Source organism: Haloactinopolyspora sp., assembly GCF_027324685.1.
GTDB lineage: Bacteria > Actinomycetota > Actinomycetes > Jiangellales > Jiangellaceae > Haloactinopolyspora.
The window spans coordinates 1-16,229 of the sequence record NZ_DAHVSH010000110.1; the positions used below are offsets into that span (position 1 = coordinate 1).

Consider the following 16,229-nt stretch of genomic DNA (forward strand, 5'->3'; position numbering starts at 1 on the left):
TGGGAGCAGGCACATGACCGGTGGAATGCCGATGTCGACGCCGCCCGAGCCGCTCTCCGGCAGGATACCCGACGCGTCGGACACGCCAACCGGCGTCGCCGCGACAACGACAAGTTCCAAGTGCACTTCTTCGGCCAGAAGGTCGACGCCGCGGTGGCGCGGCGGGTCCGTGACGCGGAGAACCGGTTGCGACGCCTCGAGCAACAGCGTGTTCCGAAGCCGCCGCGCGTGCTCAGCCTGGACCGGCCTGCCGAGGACAGGGTGCCGTCCGGGGTGCTGGTAGCTGCGCGCGACGTTCACGTACCGGACCGCATCGCTGTACCGGCACTCGACATCACTTCGGACACGAGGCTGTTGATCACCGGGCCCAACGGTTCGGGGAAGTCTTCGTTGCTCGCGGCCCTGGCGGGCCGGCTCGAACCGGTTTCCGGCCGGGTGATGCGGGCCCGCGGCGTGCGCATCGGGTGGCTACCGCAGACCGGGCACTTTCCCGACCCGGCGCAGACGGCCCTGCAGATCTTCGCCTCCGGACGGCCGGGGCCGGCGCACGAACACCAGCGCGAGCTGGTCGACCTCGGCCTGCTGTCCGGGTCGGACGTGCACACCCCTGTCGGCCGGCTTTCACTCGGGCAGCGGCGCAGGCTCGCGCTCGCCTTGCTGCTGGCCTCCCGGCCGCACCTGTTGCTGCTCGACGAACCCACCAACCATCTGTCGGTCGGCCTGGTCGAAGAGCTGGAGTCGGCCGTGCTGGACTCTGGGCTGCCGGTCGTGGTGGCTTCCCATGACCGCTGGCTGCGGCGCCGATGGACCGGAACGTCGGCCTGCGTGGCAGACGGCCAACTGCTCACGTGACGTCCAAGGCGAGGACAACGAGTTCGCATCGAAGCACCTACCTGAACCCGTTGGCGCTTGACGCTGTTCCGGGGCGCTTATAGTTTCGGCCCGGACCGGTATTAGCGTTCGCCCATCGAGGAGGAATCACATGCGTGGACAGTTGACGTTCGTCGCCGTCGCGGCGCTGACCCTGGCCGCGTGTGGCGGTTCCGACGGGGAATCCACCGACGGTGGCGGTTCCGTCACGGTGTGGATGTATCCCGTCATTCCTGACCAGGACGCCAGCATCGAGTTCTGGGACCAGGTGGAGACAGACTTCGAGACCGGCCACGATGACATCGACCTGACGATCGAGCTGCTGCCGTGGGAGGGCAGGGACGAGAAGATCGCCACGGCGATCGCCTCGGGTGAGGGCCCGGACCTCGTCCTGCTGACACCGGACCAAACGCTTCAGTACCAATCGACCGGCGGGCTCAAGCCGATGGGCGCAGCTGTCGAGGAGAACCGCGACGCGTTCTTGCCCAACGCCTTGGACTCGGTGACGTTCGACGACGAGCTCTACGGGGTGCCGATCTATCACACCAGCACCACGACGGTGTACAACACCGAGGTCCTGGAGGCGGCCGGCATCAGCGAGGTTCCCACCACGTGGGACGACGTTCTGGCTGCCGCGCCGAAGCTGGCCGCGAACGGCGTCGCAGCGATGGACTACTCCGGCTCGCCGGAGATGACGCTGAACCTGAGCTTTTACCCGCTGCTGTGGCAGGCCGGTGGCACCGTGTTCACCGACGACGGCAGCGACGTCGCCTTCGATGGCCCAGAAGGCCACGCCGCACTGCAGTTCCTAGTTGACCTGCAGGAAGTCGGCGGACTTCCCGCCGACGCGGCCACCAAGCCCAACAATGTCGAGGGTGGTCCGCTCGGTACCGGCACGGCGGCGATGGGCTACGCCGTGACGGCGCCCGAGGTGGAGCAGATGAAGGCGGGTGTCGGCGCGGAGAACGTCGTCGTCGGTGAACCGCTGAGCGGCGTCGAGCAGGTGAGCTTCGGAATGCCCGGTGTGTTGTCGCTGACCAGCATCAGCGAGGACGAGCAAGCGGCCATGGAGGTCGCCGCCTACATCGCATCACCGGAAGTCGCGACGGCGCTGAACGACGCGGCCGGCACCTTCCCGGCCCGCACCGACGTGGAGCCGCCGACCGGTGATGAGATGCTCACGGTCTTCAACGACGCGTTGCAGTACGCGAACCCCGGCGAGGTCACGCCCTCGGCGCGACAGGTCATGTCGGTGCTCTCGTCGAACATCCAGGCAGCGCTGCAGGGGTCGAAGTCCGTGGAGGACGCGCTGGCCGATGCGGCAAGTGAGGCGAGGGATCTGATCGCTCGTGGCGGCTGAGCGCCGGCCCGGCGCAGCTAGGAGAACACCATGACCGTGCAACGCGCCGCTGTGCAGCGCGCCTCGTGGCGGCAGCGTGCCCGCGATCCCGGCTGGGGCCTGCTGTTCGTGCTGCCGATGCTGGTGCTGTTCGTGATCTTCCGCTTCGTGCCGAGCCTCGGCGCAGTGGGAATGAGCCTGACGGACTACCGGCTCAGCGGCGACTTCTCGTTCGTGGGCGCCGACAACTACGTGCGGCTGTTCGAGGACGACCTGTTCTTCCACAGCCTGCGGGTGACGCTGCTGTATGCGGCGATCTGCGTGCCGCTGGCGCTGGTGGTCGCACTCGGTACCGCCACGTTGCTGCACCATGTGGTGCGTGGGCAGAGCGTGTTCCGCGGGCTGCTGTTCCTTCCTTACGTCACCTCGTTCGTGATGGCGGGCATCATCTGGACCTGGATCTACGAGTCTGACGGTCTGATCAACGGGCTGCTGGAGAAACTCGGGGTCGGCCCGGTGCCGTTCCTCACCGGCAATCAGGCGATGGTACTCGCTTCGCTGGCCGTGGTGTCGGTGTGGAAGAGCTTCGGCTACTCCATGCTCATCCTGGTCGCCGGGTTGAAGAACATCCCCGAGGACATTGTGGAGGCCGCCAAACTCGACGGTGCGGGGCCATGCTCGCGGTTCTGGCGGATCACCATCCCGCTGCTGCGGCCGGTCATCTTCTTCGTGCTCGTCATCGAGACCATCGCCGCGTTCCAGGTGTTCGACACCATCTACGTCATGACCGGCGGTGGACCGGCCCGCGCGTCGTACGGCCTGGTGTACATGCTCTACGACCAGGGCTTCAAGTTCTTCGACTTCGGCTACGCGGCGACCGTCGGCGTCGTGCTGTTCCTCGTCGTGTTCCTCATTTCACTCGTCCAGCGCTACGTCCTCGACCGGGAGAAGACGTGACAGCCACCATCGAGGCACAGACGCCACCGCGCACGTACCCCACCCAGGCGCACCGGCCACGCCGGAACCGGGCGAACGTGTGGCTGACGTTGCTGCTGGTGCTGGCCTCGGTGTTCACCATCGTGCCGTTCGTGGCGGTGCTCGTGCTGGCCGTGAGCCCGGAAAGCGCGCCGACGATTCCCCGGCAGCTACCCGACGACGTCACTCTGGACAATCTGACCGCCGTGCTGTCGGCATCGTCGTTCCTGCGCTGGACGTTGAACTCGGTGCTGTACTCCGTGGTGTCGGTGGTCATCATCCTGCTGACGGCGGCGATGGCCGGCTACGCGTTCGCCCGCAAGAGGTTCCCCGGCAGCACGGCGCTGATGTGGTCGTTCCTGGCCACCTTGATGGTGCCGATCCAGGCGACGCTCATTCCGATGTTCGTGCTGGTGTCGCGGTTGGACGGGGTCAACACGTTCTGGGGCCTGATCGTGCCGACGCTGGCCAATTCGCAGGCCGTGTTCCTGATGCGCCAGTTCATCCGGGAGCTTCCGGACGAACTGTTCGACGCCGCCAAAATCGACGGCGCGGGGGAGTGGACGGTGTTCTGGCGCTTGGTGCTTCCCCTGACCAAGCCGGTGCTGGCCACACTGGGCATCTTCGTCTTCCTGTGGCACTGGAACGACTTCCTGTGGCCGCTGGTGATCGCACAGACCGACGAGATGCGCACACTGACCGTCGGGTTGTCGACGCTGAACGCCGAGTCGGTCGCCCGCGCGCGCATCATGGCCTCAGCTGCCATCAGCGTGGTTCCGTGCCTGATCATCTTCGGTGTGCTGCAGCGTTACCTGGTCAACAGCGTCGCGACGACCGGCCTGAAAGGCTGAGCGGCGGCCGCGACTTGCCCGGACGGTCGCCTGGCCTCACCTCAGGTGCCGGGCGAAGAACCGGGTCGCGTCGTCGCTTTCGAAGGCCGGCACGCCGGTGTGCCCGCCCAGGTTGGCGTGCAGCGTCTTCTCCGCGGACCCGAACGCGTCGAACAGCTCCAGGGCCAGCTGCCGGTCGTTGCCTTCGTCGTCCCACTGCAGCAGCACGTGCAACGGGATGGTGACGCGGCGGGCTTCGTCGACCATGGATCTCGGTACGTAACTTCCGGCGAACAGAAGCGCGGCCGCGATTCGCGGTTCGACCAGCGCCAGCCGGATGCCGATGGCGATCACTCCGCCGGAGTACCGACCGGGCCGTCGATCTCCGGCAACGACAGCAGAGTGTCCAGGGCGCTGCGCCATTCCGGCACCGCCTCGTCGACCAGTCGCAGGACGAGCCGCTCGACGATCTCGTCGTCGACCGGCTCGCCGGCCGCCACCGCGCGGCGCAGCTCAGCGCGGGCATGGTCGGCATCGGTGGAGCGGGGCCGCTCGCCGCTGCCGGGGAGTTCGATGGTTGCCGCGGCGAAGCCGTTCGCGACGGCGTGCCGGGCTCGCCCCGCCAGCCGCGGGTACATCGCGCCCAGCCCGCCGGGGTGGCCGACCAGGATCAGCGGTGCTGATGTGGATGCCGATCCGGGTGTCCACAGGATGCCGGGGACCTCACCGAGGGTGAACCGTCGCTCGCGGACATCGCCGTCGAGGCGCTGTTCGGACGTGACATGCATGGTCGTGCCTTTCGGGAGTACGTGTGAGCGGCACTCCCGGACGACCTATCGTCCGACCGCGACCTCGGAGCGGAGCACCCATGTCGATACGGCTTGCACGGGTACCACCTCCTCGTCATCCGGTCCGGCTGCCAACAACGTAGCGGTGGTCGCCGTGGCCCGCCACTGGCTTTTTGCGGGTGGACCGGCCGGTGGCCGCCCACCCGTGACGTCGCCGACCGTCACATCTGCGCGCACTGCCCGGTGGCCGCACCGTCGACGGAGTTCGGCACCCCGTCGTCGTGCGGCACGGAAACGTTGCCGTCGCAGTGCAACGAACCGCGGATCCGGGTGTCCGAGACGACGGGGGCCGGGCCGGTCGAGCCGGTGATCGACACCGAGCCGTTCACCGTGCTTTCGCGCAGGCGCACCGGCCCGGACGTGGCGTCGATGGCCACCGCACCACGCACGCTGGTCGTCGTCACGTCCACGCGGCTCGCGCCGGTGGCGGTCACCGTGCCGTTGACGGTGCTGTCGGTCACGACGAGCGCCGCGTCGTCGGCCACGACGATGTTCCCGCGGACCTCAGCGTCGTCGAGGCAGGTGGTGCCCGTCGCCACGTTGATGATGCCGTTGTGGACACCGCTGATCGTTTCAGTGCAGGTCACGGGCGAGACGGTGTACTCGCCGTGAAGGAGGCCCCGGGTGCCGACCCGCCGGACCTCCACCTGCTCGTCCCGCACCTCGTCGGTGGCGTCGTCGACGACGTAGGTGTATTCGACCGTCCCGTCCGCGTCGGCGGTCAGCGACGCGAGCAGCCGGGCGTCCGGACGCAGCCACACCTCCACCGGCTCACCGGCGCCGAGGCCGGTCACGGTGACGGTCTGCTCCTGGCCACCCGCGACGTCGTCGGCAGTCACGCTCAGCTGGGCGTGCGGGCGCTCGTTGGGCGTGTACTCCCATGCCAGGGTGTCCCGGGCCAGATAGACGTTGCCGTTGTTGTGCAAGAACCCGTGCGACGCCGGCTGGAAATAGCGGACACGGTCGAGGGTCTCGGTGTCGATCCGGTACATCTTGGCCTGGCTGACGACGTACAGATCGCCGTCGTACGGGTCCAGCCACAGCCGGGCACCGACATGGGCGTAGGCGATGGAATCCCACGGGTAGTCGATGTAGGTCCGCGAATCCTCCACGGTGCGGGAGTCGACGTCGACCCGGAACACCGAGGCCGGTGAATGACTCCACAGCTTGCCCGCGGCGTCGAAGGTGATCTGGCCGAGCGCGCCCTCTCCGGGCATCGGCACCATCTCCCACACCTTTTCCCGAGCCTCGACGTCGTAGGCGAACACGACGGCGTCGGAGTCGGTCGGGTCGGGACCGCCGACACCGCCGTAGACCGACGTCGTCCCGTACAGGACACCGTCGTGGAACGCCAGGCCGACGACGCTGTGCCCGGGTACGACGTCGTCGAACCAGTACTCGCCGGTCTCCGGGTCGTAAAGCGTCAACCCGCCACCAGCGCGGCCGTTCTCGGCCACCGTGCCGATGGCGAGGTAACGGCCGGCGGAGGCCATGGCGTACGGGCGGGACTGGTGATGCTCTGCCTTCAGGCTCAGCACCCGCACCGGGTTGACGCCGGGCTCGTCCGGGCGGTCGGGGTCGTAACTCCAGATGTCACCACCTGGATACGTGCCCACGTAGAGCTTGCCGGCATGGGTGGTCATGCCCTCGGCCTGCCCGACCTCGTCGCCGAAAGCACGCTTCTCGCCGGTCAGCGGATCGTAGGAGGCGAGTCCTCCCGCAAGATAGGCGCCGGCATAGACCTTGCCGTCCGGGCCTTCGGTGATCGATCGGATCGGCGCCGGCGCCGGGTAAGCGTCGGCGACGCGCTTGTCGGACTCACCGGTCTGCGGGCTGTACAGCCAGTAGCCGCCCTTGTAGTCGGCGCCGACGAGCGTTTGGCCCGGCCAGTCCGGGTCGGACAGGTCGAGAAAGCCGATGCCGCGGACGTCGGAGATGTCGGTCAGCTCCGTGGGCTCGTAGCTGCGTTCGGTCAGGTCGTAGACGTAGAGGGTCCGGTCCTTGACGAAGTACACACTGTGCCCGTCCGGCGCGATCGCCGAGAGCGACAGTCCGTGAGCGCCGTCGATCTGCTGGATCCATTCACCGGTGGCGGTGTCGTACACGTGCAACGGCTGCGGTGCTCCGTCCGGCGAGGCACGCAGGAACAGCAGATCGCCGCGCAGGTCCATGTCGTAGACGTACTTGAGCTCGGCGACCGGTTCGGGCACCGTCAATTCGGTGCGCTCACCGCTGTCGATGTCGATCTTGAACAGCCGAGGGACGGCGCCGGTACCGGCGTAGATCGTGTCCTCATCGACGGCGATGCCGTGGGTGACCAGCGGCTGGCTGGGGTCGTCGGCGAGCGCGCCGTAGTCGCGCGTCTCGCCGGTGTCCGGGTCGTAGCTGAACACATGCGCACCCTGCTGCCCGGTGCCGCCGTAGACAGTGCCGTCGGTGGCGACGACGAGCGCCCAAATGAACGTCTCGCCGGCCACGGGCGTACCGAGGTCCTCGACCCGCTGCTCAGCCGGGAAGTACCGGTACAACCGGCCCTCGCCGTACGAACCCACGTAGACCGTGCCGTCCGGCGCCGTCTCGACCATCCAGGACCCCGAGGCACCGGGCAGCGGATGCTCGTCCACCCGGGATCCGTCGCCGACGTCGACCACGCTGAGCACCGCCGGGGAACCCGAAGAGACGAAATACAGGTAGGGCTCGCCGTTCGGGCCGGTGCCGGTCGAGGAGCCCGGGGCCGTGACAGCGTCCAGCGGCAACGGGCTGATCTCGTCGAAGGTGGGGTACTGCGCATCCTCGTCAGCGGCTCCGGCACCGGCAGTGGCGGTGACGAGCAGCGCCGCTGCCGCAGCGACGGCGAGAATCTTCCGCACGTTCGGGTTCCTTCCGGTCACAGCGCGGCGCATTGGCCGGTGGCCGAGCCGGTGACGGTGTTCGGCTGCTCGTCGTCGTGTGGAGCCTCGGCATTGTCCGCGCAGTGCAGCGAGCCGATGATCCGGTTGGCCGATACGACGACCGACGCATCGGAGCCGGTGATCGTCAGCGACCCCAACAGGGAGTTGTCCTGCACCGTGACGGCTCCGGTGCTGTCGGCGACGACGGTGGCGCCTCTGACCGTCGTGCCCGTCATCTCGAAGGCGGCCGCCGTGGCGGACCGGATGGAGCCGTTGATGGTGCTGTCGGTGATGACGACGCGTGCCCCGTCGGTGACGGTGAGCGGGCCGTGGATCACCGCATCTTCGACGCACGTCGCACCGTCGACGGTGAGGCCGCCGGCGTGAGCGCCGGTGATTGTCTGTTCGCACGTCGCCGCGAGCTCGTACTTGAACAGTTCGGCGCCGGCGCTGACGTACACGTCGCCGTTCGGGTGAACGTCGACATGACCGGTCGAACCCTCGCGCAGGGTCTCGTCGTCGCCGGTGGCGGGATCGATGCGGGCGAACCGCTGATTGAGCAGATTCGCGTAGAGCTGCCCGTCGACCGGGTTGAAGTCGAGGTCCCCCGAGCTGGCCGTGGAGTCGCCGTAGGTGTAGTGCTCGGCCACGGCCCCGGTCTCGGTGTCGAGCGCGACGACGTGCGGGCCGGAGATGGCCCACAGACGGCCCTGGTCGTCGAGGCTGAGGCCGCTGATGGTGGGTTGCCCGGGCAACGCAGCGGTCTCCCACAGCAGCTCGCGTCGGTCCACCGACCACGCGAAGACCTTGGCCTCGGGCTGGGTCGGGGGAGTGGCGCTCTGGCCGCCGTAGATGCTCGTCGAGCCGTACACCACGCCGTCGGCGTAGGTCAACGACACGATGCTCTGATCGGTGATCAGGTTGCGCTCGGCGTGCACGAGCTCGTCGCTGGCCGCGTCGTACAGCGCGAACACCCCACCGAGTTCGTTGAGGTCGGGCATCGTGCCCACCGCGAGGTAGTCACCGGCAGAGGTGAGGGCTCGCGGCCGGATCTGCCGCTCGGCCTTGAAATCGAACAACCGCGCGGGGTTCTCCGTGGCGCCGGGATCGGGCGAGGGAGAGTACTCGGGGCTGTGCCACGGCTGCGCCGGATCGTGGCCGTAGACGCGCGCGTCGGGGTAGGCGCCGATGAAGAGCCTGCCGCCGTGGTTGGTCATCGCCTCGGACTGCGAGAAGGTGTGGAACTCTTCGCGCTCGCCGGATGCCGGGTCCAAGGCCGCGAACCCGCCGTTGAGGAACCCGCCGACGTAGACGCGCTCGTCGGGTCCGTCGGAGATGGCCGTGATGCCGATGGGCTCGCCTTCGATCGTCGTGTCGATGAAGCTGTGCGCGCCGGTCTCGGGGTTGTAGCGGAAGGCCTTGCCGCGCCAGAGGTGCCCGACGATGCTGCGGCCCGGGTAGTCCGGCAGCCCGAGCTCGGCCCAGCCGATGCCGCGGGTGTTGGCCACCCGACCGGTGAACTGCATCCCGGTGCGCTCGACGCTTCCGTCGGCCGGGTCGTAACGGATCAGCTCGCCGTCCTGGATGAGGTACGTGCGCCCGTCCTCGTCCGGCGGTGACGGCTCGAGGCCGTGGGCCGATTCCAGCGAGTCGACCCAGCCGCCGGCTTCGATGTCCCACACGTACAGCGACGCCGGGAACGCGTCACCGAAACGGACGAACAGGTGGTGGCCGACGACGTCGACGTCGTAGGCCCATGCCTGGGAGACGTCCAGTCCGTCCGGCAATGGCAACGGCGTGATCTCGCCGGTGGTGCGATCGAGCATCGACACCGCGGCGGGATCTTCGGTGCCCGCGAACACGAGGTCGCCGTACGTGGCGACGCTTCGGGCATAGGAGTGCCCTGGGGCGACCTGGCCGAAGTCACGGAACTCCCCGGTAGCGGGGTCGTAACCGAACAGTTTGCCGTCCGGGTAGGTGCCGCCGACCACGTACCCGTCGTCGGCGACGGCGACGTCCCACACGAACGTCGCGCTGTCGATCGGGTTGCCCAGATCTTCCACGCCGCCGTCTGCGGTCCAGCGGAACAGGTGGGAATCGCCGTACGTCCCCACCCACACGCTGCCGTCGGGGCCGACGTCGGTGGCCCACGCGCCCGAACTGCCGGGGAGGTCGAAGCGGGCCAGCGCCTCACCGGTGGCCGGGTCCACCGCGTTGAGGTGCGCGGGTTCGCCGGACGACACGCTGAACAACGCGGTCTCACCGTCCGGGCCCGGCGCGACCGTACCCCCGATGAGCAGCACGTCCTGCAACGGAACACCGAGCGACGTGAGCTCGCCCCGGCCCTCGCCTGGATCCTCCGCAGCCGACGACACCAGTGGCGTTGTCACGAGTGCCGCCAGAGCCAAGCCCAGCGTGATCCTTCTCATGAGGTCCTCCGTGATCGGCAGACGCGTCCGGCTGAAGCTAGCGCCTATCGCGCATATCGGTCAATGCCGAAATTGGTGTTTCGGTCGACCGAAGTGGCGTGATGCCATGATCGGCGCAGGTCGGAGGCGATTGCAGGGTGTCGAACGGACGCTTGGTCACGACTTCGGGGCATTGCGATGGTGTGTCTGAGCATTTACGGTTCAGACCTGTATTGCTCGCGCCGTCTGGTGCGCCGCCGGGGCCTCGGAGGTTCGTGATGACGATCAGCCACCCACACCGCTATGACCGCCGAACCGTCCTGCGCGCCGCGGCCGTGCTCGGTGGAACGACCGCTCTGGTGGCCGCCCGGCCCTTCGGCACCGCCGCGGCGCAGGCGCCGGCACGGGCAGCTGAGCCGGTCGTCACCGATCTCGGCACTGCCGCGGAAGCCATGAGCTTCGGCAACGGGATCCGTATCGGGGCCGAGATCTGGTTTGCCACCCGGCAGGTCTCACCGACGAAGGTCGCGGCCTACGACCTCGACGCCGGCGCGGTCACGAAGACCGCCGTGATTCCAGGCGGGGAGGGCGTCTGGGGCGCCGATGCCGTCGGCACCGATCTGTACGTCTCCACGTACTCCCCGGCCCTGCTGTACAAGATCGACACGCTCACCATGGACGTGACCGAGGTCCTCGCCCTCGGACAGACCGTGGGATGGACGGTCAAGGCCGGACCCGACGGTTCGGTGTTCGTCGGAACGTATCCGGACGCGTTGCTGTGGGAGTACGACCCTGCGACCGGAACCAGCACCGACCACGGTCGGATGCACGACGCCGAGACGTATGTCCGCGACATCGCCGTCACCGAGACGACGGTGTACTGCGGTATCGGCGCTCACGCACATCTGGTGGCCTACGACCGCGCCAGCGCGGCTCGCACCGATCTCCTCCCCGCCGAGTTGGCCGACCGCACCTTCGTGGCCACCTTCACCCAGCTGGGCACCGTCCTGGGAGCGGGCATGTCGCCGACCGGTGATCTGCTGGTCATCGACACCGCCGACCCCTCGCGGTACGAGATCGTGCCGGTCCCGAACAACACGTTCGTCACCGCCATCACGGGCACGGGCGAGGACATGTGGCTCGGCACCCGTCCGACCGGCACCGTGTTCCACTACCGGCTGTGGTCCGGCGAGGTCACACCCGTGGCCACACCGGTTGCCGAGGCCAGCGCGATGCGTATGGGCATGCTGGACGACGGCCGGGTGTGGTCGGTGCAGAACGCCAACGGCGTCGTGCTCGATCCTCAGGAGGGATCGTTCGAGATCCTCGACCTGTCCAGCCCCGACCTGCAGCCGCTGCCGGAGAGGCCGCAGAGCCTGGCCACCGATGGCACGAAGGTGTTCGTCGGCGGCACCGGGGGCTTGCAGGTGCACCCGGACATGGATCCGTCGTCGACGCCGAGCTTTCGGCTCACCCTCGGAGGTGAGGCGAAAGACATGGTCATCGCCGACGACACGCTGTACATGGGGCTCTACACGCTGGCTCGGTTCGCCGCGATGCCGCTGAACGGCACCGAGGCGGCCGAGATCGGCCGTATCGATCCGCAGTTCCAGCAGACCCGCCCGCACGCCATCACCCACGATCATCGTCGGCGACTGCTCGTGATGGGCACCGAGCCCGATTACGGCCGGTGGGAAGGCGCGCTGAGCCTCTACCACTTGGACTCGGGAGAGATCGAGACCTTCCGGGGCGTCATCGCCGACCAATCGATCCACGCCGTGCAGATCGCACCGCGCGGCGTCTTCCTGGGCGGCGACATCGTCAACGGTTTCGGCACCACGCCCACGGCCGAAGCCGCCGAGCTCGCCTACTTCGACTACGGCGATCGGCGCGTCCACTGGTCGTTCGTGCCGGTCCCGGACGGTACGCGCATCCTCGACCTCACCCTCGTGGGCCAGGTCCTGGCCGGCACCACCATCGAAGGCCACCTGTTCGGCGTCGACGTTCGCGATCAGCGCGTGCTGTGGACGGTGCGGATTGGCTCCCGCGGCGGGCGGATCGCCCGCATCGGCGACCGCATCTACGCCACCGACGGCGACGCCGTGGTCAGCGCACGCATCGGTCGTGCCGAGCCTCGCGTGCAGACGATCGTCGACGGCTTGGCCCAGGAGTGGTTCGGAACGCCGCAGGTCGTAGCGACGCCGGACGGTGCCTTGATCACGACGCAGGGAACGAACCTGATCCGGATCGACCTGCCCTGAGTCCCGGTGCCGCGTGGTGGGTCGTGAAGATCGTCGTGCGGCGTGGGGTGGGTCGTGATGATCGTCGTGCGGCGGCGTGCCGCGTGGGGTGGGTCGTGATGATCGTCGTGCGGCCGGGCGCGGGTTATGGCGGCGGTTTTTGCCACGACGATCTTCACGGCCGGTTTGAGGCAGCAGGCTCGACCACGACGATCTTCACGACCGCGGCGGACGCCCCCGAGTGCCCATTGCCACGTGGCAAATCTTCACCACCCCAATGACAGCATCACAAGCGCCTGACCAGCGGCTTCGGGGACGCTCAATAATGCGTGGCCCTGCCGTCGCGTCATCGTTAGGCTGTCCCGCATGGGTTCGATAACAGGCTGCGTAGCGTTCTGGCGGCTCCGCCAGTTCGCTACGGCGTAGCCCCATCGGCGGCCGGATCTGTGATGCCGGCCGCGGGAGCGCCGTAAACCGCGCCCGTCCCCGGTGAGTTCATCCCGGGTCGACGGCGCGGTTTCTCGTGTCCGAAACCGCTCCCTGTGACCCAGATAGGTCGTGATGACCTGTGCATCGCCAAAACCATCGTCGCCGCCGCGCGCCCAACCGCGGGCCGAGAGCTCCGCATGAGTCCCCCAACCGCTCGGGCATCCATATCCTGCAGGATCGTTCCCTGGTTCGGCGGATGGTCAGGTCGTCCGGAACCGAGGCGGGCGACCTCGTCATGGAGTTCGGGGCCGGACCCGGCATCTTGACGTCGGCGCTGGCCGCCACCGGCGCGCGCGTCATCGCCGTCGAACGCCACACCGGTTTCGTCGCGCGGCTGGAACGCCGCTTCGCCGAAGAGCCGGGCGTCCGGGTGGTCGGCGCGGATGCCCGGACCGTCATGCTGCCGCGTCGTCCGTATCACGTTGTCGCCAACATCCCGTACTCGATCTCGACCACCTTGCTTCGCCGGCTGCTGGACCCGCGGACCACCGCGCTCGCGGGTGCCGATCTCATCGTCGAGTGGGGCTTCGCAAAACGGGTGACGGCCGACGTGCCGCGCGATCTGGAGACGGCGTGGTGGCAGGTTCGATTCGCCATGAGCATCGCCGAACGAATTCCGCCGGAAAGTTTCCGGCCTGCGCCTGCGGTGGATTCCGCCCACCTGGTGATCCGGCGCCGTGCGGACGTTTCGAATGCGGCTGCCCATCAGGCGCGGCTGATGTTGCAAGCGCGTTATCGGTCGCCCCGCCGACCCGCCAAAGAAATTCTCGCCGGCCACGTCACGAAGAAGCGGGCACACCGATTGCTGACCTCGACGGGTATCGATCCGCCGACCGAGGCCGCAGCGGTGCCCACGGCCATGTGGGTACGGCTGGCCCGAGAACTTTTGCGGGTGAATGCACGATAGTCCGAAAATGCACCTGCATGACCATTTCCACGGAACGGCCCAGCGGCTGAAATTCGTGTCCTGAATATGAGACATTCACTTGCGCGATCACCGGGGGTCGAGCTGATGATGGTGATCAACGTTGGTCCCAGCGTTAGGGGCGTGGCGATGAGCGAGAAACTGACGAAACGGTTGGTCACCGCTTTTGGGCTCGGCCTCGTGCTCGCGCTCGTGTTCGATCACACGCCGCTGGGTTTCGCCGTGGGCTTCGGAGTCGTTTTCGGCGGCGGCGTAGCCATGGATTAACAGCCGACGTGACGCCCCTCCGTGCGAGCTTGACAGCACTCATATCGGCAAAATACGGTCTAGGCCGTAAGTATCGGTCGAAAAGGAGTGCCTGTGCGCAGTGTCGAAGACCTGGAGGACCGGCTGTCCACGCCTCGATCCGAGCTGGTGGAAGACCTGCGGCACGTCGACGGCGACATCATGGTGCTCGGGGCGAGCGGCAAGCTCGGGCCGAGCCTGGTCCGCCTCGCGGTCCGAGCTGTCGAGCAGGCTGGCACCGGCGCTCGGGTCCTGGCGGTGTCCCGATTCGGCGCACCCGGATCGGCCGAGGCCATGCGTGCGACCGGGGCGGAAGTCATCGCCGCGGACATCGCCGACGACCGTGCGCTCGAAGAACTTCCGGACGCCCGCAACGTCGTGTTCCTCGTGGGCGCGAAGTTCGGTAGCGACGGCAACGAAGCAGGCACCTGGGAGACCAACGCCTACCTGCCCGGCCGGGTGGCGCGACGCTTCGCATCGTCGCGGATCAGCGCGCTGTCCACCGGAAACGTCTACCCCCTGGTTCCGGTCAGCGGGGGAGGAGCCACCGAGGAGACGCCGCCGGAGCCGGTCGGGGAGTACGCGATGTCCTGCCTCGGCCGCGAGCGCGTGCTGCAGGCCGCGTCGCAGCAGCGCGGGACACCGATGTCGATCATCCGGCTGAACTACGCCGTCGAGATGCGCTACGGAGTCCTCGTCGACATCGCGTCGTCCATCGTCGCCGGGGAACCGGTCGACCTGACGACCGGATTCGTCAACGTCGTCTGGCAGGGCTACGCCAACGACGTGACCTTACGAGCGTTGCGACACGCGTCGTCGCCCCCGTTCGTCTTGAATCTGACCGGTCCCGAGACATTGTCGGTGCGCCAGGTCGCCGAGCAACTGGCCAGCAGTGTGGGCAAGCCGGTGACCTTCACCGGCCAGGAGGCTGAGACGGCGCTGCTGTCGAACGCGTCGCGTTGTCATGGCTTGTTCGGCTATCCGCAGCTCACGGTCGCGGAGTTGATCGACGCCACGGCTTACTGGGTGGGCGCCGGTCTGCCCACCCACGGCAAGCCGACGAAGTTCCAGCGGCGCGACGGGAAGTTCTGATGCCCGCAGCCGCACTTCAACGCTTCCGCAATGGTGGCGTCGTCCCGGCCCACCCGCTGGCCCTGAACCAGGACCGCAAGCTCGACGAACGCCGGCAACGCGCACTGACCAGGTACTACATCGAAGCCGGCGCAGTCGGCCTGGCGGTCGCGGTGCACACCACGCAGTTCGGCCTGCACGACCGCGCCCGAGGCCTGCTCGCGCCGGTCCTCGAACTGGCCGCGACCACCGCCGGGGAGTACCCGGACAACAGCACGGTCCTCGTGGCCGGCGTCGTGGGGCCGACCGAGCACGCGGTCGCCGAGGCGGAGTTGGCCGCCTCGCTCGGCTACGACATGGCGCTCGTCGCACCCTTTGGCGCAGGCGACATCGGCGAGAAGCAGCTGCTCGAACGGGCCCGAGCGGTGGGCGAGGTGCTGCCAGTCATCGGCTTCTATCTGCAGCCGGCCGTCGGCGGACGGCCGTTGAGCCGAGAGTTCTGGAGCGAGCTGGCCCAGCTGCCCAGCGTGGTCGGTATCAAGATCGCACCGTTCGATCGATACGCGACACTCGACGTCATGCACGGCGTGGCTCGCTCCGGCCGCGCCGGCGAGATCGCCCTGTACACCGGCAACGACGACAACATCGTGAGCGACCTGGTCAACACCTATCCCGGGCCGGGTGCGCCGTTGCACATGGTCGGCGGCCTGCTGGGACAGTGGGCGGTCTGGGTGCGCGAGGCGGTGCGGATGTCGCAGCTGGCCAGGCAGGCGCGCGCGGGCGACGACTCCGCGTTGCGGTGTCTGGTCGACCTCGATCCGGCGCTCACCGACGCGAACGCAGCCCTGTTCGACGCCGCGAACGGCTTCCGCGGCTGCGTGCCCGGCATCCACGAGGCATTACGGCGCCAAGGCCTCCTCGAGGGGTTGTGGTGCCTCGACGAGGACGAACGGCTCTCGCCCGGTCAGCTCGAGGAGATCGACCGGATCTGGGCTGCCTACCCGCACCTGCGCGACGACGAGTTCGTCGAGGCCAACCTCGACCGGTGGCTGGCCTGA

12 protein-coding genes and 1 pseudogene are annotated in these 16,229 nt (G+C 68.1%); 10 read left to right on the plus strand and 3 right to left on the minus strand.

What is annotated here, in order from left to right; translation table 11 throughout:
- The 4 genes from M6444_RS12835 to M6444_RS12850 all read left to right on the plus strand — a co-directional run.
- Window positions 1-852 (plus strand): ATP-binding cassette domain-containing protein (locus tag M6444_RS12835; RefSeq protein WP_298327845.1); only part of this gene is annotated, 852 nt, incomplete at its 5' end.
- A gap of 130 nt (window positions 853-982) precedes the next feature.
- On the plus strand, window positions 983-2,230 hold the full coding sequence (locus M6444_RS12840) for an extracellular solute-binding protein (protein WP_298327848.1): 1,248 nt from the start codon (window positions 983-985) through the stop codon (window positions 2,228-2,230).
- Between the two features lie 30 nt (window positions 2,231-2,260).
- Window positions 2,261-3,166, plus strand: a complete 906-nt coding sequence (locus M6444_RS12845) for a sugar ABC transporter permease (RefSeq protein ID WP_298327850.1) — start codon at window positions 2,261-2,263, stop codon at window positions 3,164-3,166.
- A gap of 77 nt (window positions 3,167-3,243) precedes the next feature.
- Entirely contained in the window at window positions 3,244-4,035 is a 792-nt protein-coding gene (locus tag M6444_RS12850; protein WP_363326350.1) for a carbohydrate ABC transporter permease, read from the plus strand.
- 36 nt (window positions 4,036-4,071) lie between these two features.
- On the opposite strand, the pseudogene M6444_RS23005 reads toward M6444_RS12850, so the two are convergent.
- The 3 genes and pseudogenes from M6444_RS23005 to M6444_RS12870 form a co-directional block, all read right to left on the minus strand.
- Window positions 4,072-4,802: pseudogene (locus M6444_RS23005) on the minus strand (alpha/beta hydrolase).
- A gap of 221 nt (window positions 4,803-5,023) precedes the next feature.
- Window positions 5,024-7,732: a hypothetical protein gene (locus M6444_RS12865; RefSeq protein WP_298327860.1), complete on the minus strand. Its 2,709-nt coding sequence runs from the start codon at window positions 7,730-7,732 to the stop codon at window positions 5,024-5,026.
- Between the two features lie 17 nt (window positions 7,733-7,749).
- A complete protein-coding gene (locus M6444_RS12870; RefSeq protein WP_298327862.1) occupies window positions 7,750-10,182 on the minus strand; it encodes a PQQ-binding-like beta-propeller repeat protein in 2,433 nt (810 codons plus the stop codon).
- 257 nt (window positions 10,183-10,439) lie between these two features.
- Here M6444_RS12870 and M6444_RS12875 point away from each other — a divergent pair, with 257 nt between their 5' ends.
- The 6 genes from M6444_RS12875 (at window position 10,440) to M6444_RS12900 (ending at window position 16,229) form a co-directional block, all read left to right on the plus strand.
- Window positions 10,440-12,422, plus strand: a complete 1,983-nt coding sequence (locus M6444_RS12875) for a hypothetical protein (RefSeq protein ID WP_298327864.1) — start codon at window positions 10,440-10,442, stop codon at window positions 12,420-12,422.
- Window positions 12,423-12,445: 23 nt separating this feature from the next.
- Complete coding sequence (locus M6444_RS12880; protein WP_298327867.1) at window positions 12,446-12,682, plus strand: hypothetical protein; 237 nt, start codon at window positions 12,446-12,448, stop codon at window positions 12,680-12,682.
- 287 nt (window positions 12,683-12,969) lie between these two features.
- The gene (locus tag M6444_RS12885; protein WP_298327870.1) at window positions 12,970-13,797 is read left to right on the plus strand and encodes an rRNA adenine N(6)-methyltransferase family protein; all 828 of its coding nucleotides are present in this window, start codon (window positions 12,970-12,972) and stop codon (window positions 13,795-13,797) included.
- A gap of 141 nt (window positions 13,798-13,938) precedes the next feature.
- Window positions 13,939-14,082 (plus strand): hypothetical protein, encoded by a 144-nt coding sequence (locus tag M6444_RS12890; protein WP_298327873.1) that lies wholly within the window; start codon window positions 13,939-13,941, stop codon window positions 14,080-14,082.
- A 93-nt stretch (window positions 14,083-14,175) separates the two neighbouring features.
- On the plus strand, window positions 14,176-15,192 hold the full coding sequence (locus M6444_RS12895) for an NAD(P)-dependent oxidoreductase (protein ID WP_298327876.1): 1,017 nt from the start codon (window positions 14,176-14,178) through the stop codon (window positions 15,190-15,192).
- Window positions 15,192-16,229, plus strand: coding sequence for a dihydrodipicolinate synthase family protein (locus M6444_RS12900; RefSeq protein WP_298327879.1), 1,038 nt, complete (start codon window positions 15,192-15,194; stop codon window positions 16,227-16,229). Before M6444_RS12895 ends, M6444_RS12900 begins: the two co-directional genes overlap by 1 nt.